The organism is Caballeronia arationis (assembly GCF_001544975.2).
Lineage (GTDB): Bacteria > Pseudomonadota > Gammaproteobacteria > Burkholderiales > Burkholderiaceae > Caballeronia > Caballeronia arationis.
In genome coordinates this window covers 1-5,268 of record NZ_FCOG02000248.1, presented here as the reverse complement: position 1 = coordinate 5,268, position 5,268 = coordinate 1, and the positions used below count along the sequence as shown (strand labels likewise).

Sequence of the window (5,268 nt, the reverse complement as noted above, 5' to 3'; positions counted from 1 at the left end):
GTTGGCAGACGTGCGCAGGCACCGAAAGAGGCGTCAAATTGAGCGGCTTTCGCGGCCGTAGATGCGCTCAGGCAGAGCAGCGCTCGGACGATACCCTCGAGCTCACAACATCTGTGACCGAGGTCGACGGCTCGCTTTTTGGTTGAGCGAGCCCAGTGACGCTATCCGGATAGCGGCCGTTTTGGGGAATGACGCATGAAAACATATAGCTTTCGGGTTAAGTGCGACCGGAAGTAGCTGTTAAGTGTTTGCCGCAAGCACTTGCTGTCATGACCCCATTACTAGCGAGACATCCTTCGGGGCGCGCCTGGAAGCCATCCCGCCCAGCACCGGCGAAGGCGACGTGGCCCTCACAGACGAGCGGCAGCAGCAAACTCGACGGTTGCCTCGCCCGCATCACTCCATAAATGTAGGCCGTGGCCGACCAAAGACTGCATCAGCAGACACGCCTGCTATATTGGTGTTCCCGTCCCGGAGTCTTCGGCGATGCGCGTCGGATAACCAGTCAAGCCTCTTCCCCATCCCCATTGCGACTACTGCGGCATGCCCGCGACGCTCGTGCATGCCGGCGACGACGCCTACCCTTACCGCGACGATCACGGCCCGCTGTGGCTTTGCGCGGACTGCCAGGCGTGGATCGGCGTCTTTCCGCGCAGCACCCGCCACGTACCGCTCGGCCGTCTCGCCGACACCCGCCTGCGCGACCTGAAGGCGAAGCTCCACGCGGCGCTCGAGCCGTTGGTTGCGGCGAAGGTCCGGCGCGATGGCTGCAATGTTTTCGAGGCGCGCGCCAAAGCGATTAAATGGCTCGCCGGCGAAATGGGGGCGGATGCGGAGAAATGCTCGATCCATACGCTCGACGCGGACCAATGCGAGCGCGCGATCGCTGTCGTCGAGCGTCTTCGACGCGACCGCACCGTTACCCCTTCAGAACCGGCGTGGGAAGATCGTTAACCCGGGCAGTCAACCAAACGTTTTCTATGTCTCGCACCCTTCCCTTCCAGCGCTCGCCCCAAGCGGCCCGTGCGCGCCTTGCCAAGGCGCAATTGCTTCCGATCCCGCGTGCCGTCGTCGATGACCTCGCGCTTCGTGCCCACCTGTCGTTGGAAGCGATTCGCGGCGGCTGCGACCACGTCGGCCCCGCGCAGCACATCACCGAAGTCGTGTTGCTCGGTAAGTTCCTCAGCGAGGCGGCCCACGGCGAGTTCTCGCACGAATCGCTGCTGGCGGCCGACCGGGCAATGGCCGAGGTATTCCAAGGCGGCAGGCAGACCGGGACGTGGGGGGTGTCGTCGGAGTCCGCCTTTGCACTGCTCGCTGCCATCGTCAGCATGTACGACCGGCAACTCCATAGCGCAACGCTCGGCGCGCTGACCACGGCGAGCGACCGTCTGGACCGGTTCAAGGCGGGCGATGCGTACCAGCCGCTGCAGAAGAAACGCCGCGCCTGAGCCCGCGCGGTCAAAAAAAAGCCCGGCAATGCCGGGCTTTCGTTCTTCAGGGAATGCCCGGCCAAGCCGGGGACTAACAAATCACCTCCATGGTTTCGCCAAACGGCGCTTTCCGAGCCCGTGCCAAAGGCGTGGTTGACGCCCACAGCACCGGGTAGTGCGGCGCGACCGTCGGGAAGCGCCCCACCATATCTGTCAGATAGACCAGAAAGGCGGGGTTCATGCCGTCCTGTGCCACGCGGTTGAACGGGTCGACGAACGCCGTTCCGCCTCCGCCGCGTACAGGTTTGATATCGGGTGAGTCGCCTCGCTCGAAGATCTGCACCTGTGTCACGCGGGTATCGCAATCCATCACGATTAGCCGCGCGGGCTTCAACGAATGGAAGACCGCGAGAATCTCCGCGTCGAACTGCGCCTGCGTCTCGTCGAACACCGAACCGCTGGAGTCACGCACGAATACCGCATCGCCGATCGCCGGTGTATTCAATGACGGCAGATAGAAGCCGAGATGCAAATACCGCCGATTTGGCGTCGCGAAGCTGTAGTCCGACGGCGACGACTGCTGCGCAAAGCGATGCAGCACTGAGCGCCAATCCACGACAGGCCGCACTGCCTCGCCCGCCATCGCCTGCAGCTCGCCTGGAAGCTTGCCGCGCATCGCGGCCGCTTTCGCGGCTTGCGTGACGGCAACCTTCCACTCCGCTTCCTTCACCGGCTTGTCCGGCCCCTTGTACGGTCGCACTTCACCGAATGAGCCGGGATGCGAAGGCTGATCGCCGGGCGACTGCCCCGGCGCGGTGCCGTTCTGGCCACCGGGCTTCGAGGGCTGCTTGCCGCTCGGCTGCTGCTGATCTTGCGGACTCGGCTGCGGCTGCTGGTTCTGCGGCTGCTGGTGCTGTGGCGACTGGTTCTGCGGCTGCTTCTGCTTCGCCTCCTGCGTCAGCAAACCGTAGATTTCCTCCGCCGACTTGCCCGTGTAGCGCGGATCGACGAGCGCCCCCTTCGGCAGAACCATGCCCGAGGACAGCACGATCGGGTTGATCGCGTAGTCACAGGCGTCGTTCCATCGATCCGGGTCACGCGCGCCCTGCCGCCAGCAATGGCCGTTGGCTACGTGCAGCACTTCGTGCGCGACGACACCCCTGACTTCAAGGTCGCTGAGCGATTCCATGTACGTCGGGTTATATCCGAGCGTTTCGCCATCCACCCAGAACGTCTTGGCAGTTGGATCCTCGCGCACATTCAAACGGAGCGCGAGCGCCCCGAAAAATGGTTGCGAGAGGACGAGCTCGGTCCGCTGCCGGGCAATGCGCGGATGGACCGCGCTACTGCCCAACACCACATCGTTGCGGTCCATGACGCCCCCTTATGCGACGAGGCGCAGTTGGCTCGAGTGCGCCGATTCAACTTCCATCGGCTCCGGCTGCATGCCCATGAACGCGGCCATCAGCCCTTCAATCTCCTGTGCCTTGCTGGCCACCTGGGAGCGAAGCACGCGCGAGTCCTTCAATTCCGCGCCCGTGTGCACGGCCAGATGCGCCTTGGCCTGCTCGAGGATGTGCGTGAGCTGCGGGTCGTTCGCGAAGTTGAGCTTTGGCAGCAACGCGCAGAGCTCCCGCACGTTATTGGCGACGTCGAGCCGCACGTTGCCCGTCGCATACAGCCGGTTGGCCATCTGCGACACGGCTTCGTACAAACGCCGCACCAAGTCCTCGTTCGCAGTCGCGATCGAGGCCAGAACGTGCTGGTCCAACTCGCTCTTGAGCGTGTTGAGCACGTTCGCCGGAAGCTCGACGCCGAACTGACTTGCGTCGGGAAACGGCAGAACGGCCATCTTCACGCCGAACTTCGTGGACAGTTCAGCGAGGGTCGGATAGTCCGCCTCGTTGAAAAGCCCGTTCAGTTCCTCGCGAGCCGCCTCCTTCAGGTTCAGATAATCGGTCAGGAACACGGAGACCGCCAAGTCGAACTCGTCTTTTAACGAGCGCATCTTTTCGGCGAAGTCCATGTAGACCATCGTGGGCAGCAGCCGCACGCCCAACTGGTCGTACTTCAGGGTGTGGTCATAGAAGTACGAGCGGATACGGCCGGCGAGCGTCACGACTTCCGCAAAGCTCGGCGCGTGCTCGGGCAACAGGCGTTTATTGAATCTGCCGATGCCCTTCGCGTGGTGCTTGCTCTCGACTTCCTGCGTCACCTTGCCGTCAAAACGGCGGGCAACCCAGGTGGAAATCGTGACGGAGCAAAGCATGACCTTCGATTGAATGGAAGTGATGTCCATGAGAAAACCTCGTAGAAATAGAATGGATGAAGCAAAGAAAAAGGCCCTGTGCGTCCGAAGACACGACAGGGCCAACATGGGTAATGCTGAGAAAAGTGGAGTGCTTGGTTACTCGCCGCGGATGATCTTTCCGATCTCTCCGCCTTGCGCGCCAATGAAGGCATACGAGTTCTGGATCTGCGGCGAGCGCTGGACAGCGTCTCGTACCAGCAGCGCCGCGAACTCGCGGTGCCCTTCACCGATCAGACGCTCGGCGTAGCGCACGACGCGATCGAAGTTGTTTTCGCTCGCGCGTGCCGCAAGCGCTGCCGCGATCGCGTACAACGCCGAAGGCGTCGTCGGGATCATGGCCGTGTCGGGCGCGAGAAGAATCGCGTCCGGATTCGGCAGCTCGCGGAAGATCTGGAGGAACGCGACGAGTTCGGTCGCGGCACCCTCTCCCACCGAACCGGCGTAGGAGATGTGCTCCAGGTGCTTGGGGACTACATCCATGGTTTTCGCCACGAAGCCCCAGCTACGCGGGCTCGGTGCGTTTTCGATGTCGCGCGACGTCTTCTGCACGGACAGCAAGTCCGGACGGAAGCGCAGGAACGCGATGAGCGCGGGCGCGATGTTTCCGCGCACGGCCCACTGCGTCCAGTCGTCGATGGTCGGTTCAAGCTCGACCACGGTGGCGAAACGGGAAATCACCGGATCGAGAATCCCGGAGACACCGGCGTTGTCCGTGCGGCGATTCGTGGCCGCGAGGAACGTGACCTGCGGTGGCAGGACGTGCTCCCCGACGCGCCGCGCGAGCAGCAACTGCATCTTCGCGGCTTGCACGGCGGGCGAGGCCTGCCCGAGGTCGTCCAGAAACCAGATCAGCGGGCGTCTGGCCGTCATCGCGCGTTCCAAATCCCCGAACGGCAGGAACTTGGCGGTCGTGCCATCGGGCGAGGGAAACGGCAACCCTTTCGAGTCGGTCGGATCCTCGACAACCGGGTGGCTGATGAGCAGTTCGTGATCAGTCGCATGCGCGGTCTGTTCAACGATATCGCTCTTGCCGATGCCGGGGCGGCCTGTGATGAGCACCGGCAGACGCTTCGGCACGTACAGCGAGAGGAGTTCGGTGAGTTGAGCGGGCGTGACTTTCATGATGGCTTCAAAGAGAAGCCCCATAAAGACTACGCCCGTAGGGACGTGGTCCCTGTGGGGCAAGATATGAAAAAGCCGGCTCGTAGCCGGCTGGGTCGATGCGTCAGTGACGCGGCTGATAGATGGAGTGTAGGGGTCGGGCTCTCGGGCAATCGGTGGAAAGGTCACTAATTCAGGGTGCCTTAAGCCATCTCGACGGCCAGCGTGGCTAAAAAAAACCCGGCACGCAGCCGGGTTCGTCGAAAGTGAATCAGCTTGCTCGCTGTTCAAGCGCCACGCGCGCGTACCGTCGCTTGCGCGAAGCGATACCTGTAACTGCCGGACGGGGTCTGCGAGCGCGTAACGCACGCTAGTGCCCTGCCGCATGCTAACGATCTCGGAGAAGCCTTCGGCGATCGTGCT

4 protein-coding genes and 1 pseudogene are annotated in these 5,268 nt (G+C 62.8%); 2 read left to right on the top strand and 3 right to left on the bottom strand.

Features of this window, described 5'->3' with window-relative positions; genetic code table 11:
* The first annotated feature begins 486 nt into the window (after positions 1 to 486).
* A pseudogene (locus AWB81_RS40205) lies at positions 487 to 954 on the top strand (zinc-finger-containing protein).
* Between the two features lie 26 nt (positions 955 to 980).
* On the top strand, positions 981 to 1,451 hold the full coding sequence (locus AWB81_RS40200; protein WP_062643913.1) for a hypothetical protein: 471 nt from the start codon (positions 981 to 983) through the stop codon (positions 1,449 to 1,451).
* 73 nt (positions 1,452 to 1,524) lie between these two features.
* Here AWB81_RS40200 and AWB81_RS40195 read toward each other — a convergent pair whose 3' ends face one another.
* The 3 genes from AWB81_RS40195 to AWB81_RS40185 form a co-directional block, all read right to left on the bottom strand.
* On the bottom strand, positions 1,525 to 2,808 hold the full coding sequence (locus AWB81_RS40195; RefSeq protein ID WP_062643911.1) for a vWA domain-containing protein: 1,284 nt from the start codon (positions 2,806 to 2,808) through the stop codon (positions 1,525 to 1,527).
* A gap of 9 nt (positions 2,809 to 2,817) precedes the next feature.
* Entirely contained in the window at positions 2,818 to 3,732 is a 915-nt protein-coding gene (locus tag AWB81_RS40190; protein WP_062643909.1) for a hypothetical protein, read from the bottom strand.
* A gap of 108 nt (positions 3,733 to 3,840) precedes the next feature.
* A complete protein-coding gene (locus tag AWB81_RS40185; protein WP_062643906.1) occupies positions 3,841 to 4,866 on the bottom strand; it encodes an ATP-binding protein in 1,026 nt (341 codons plus the stop codon).
* Positions 4,867 to 5,268: the final 402 nt, after the last annotated feature.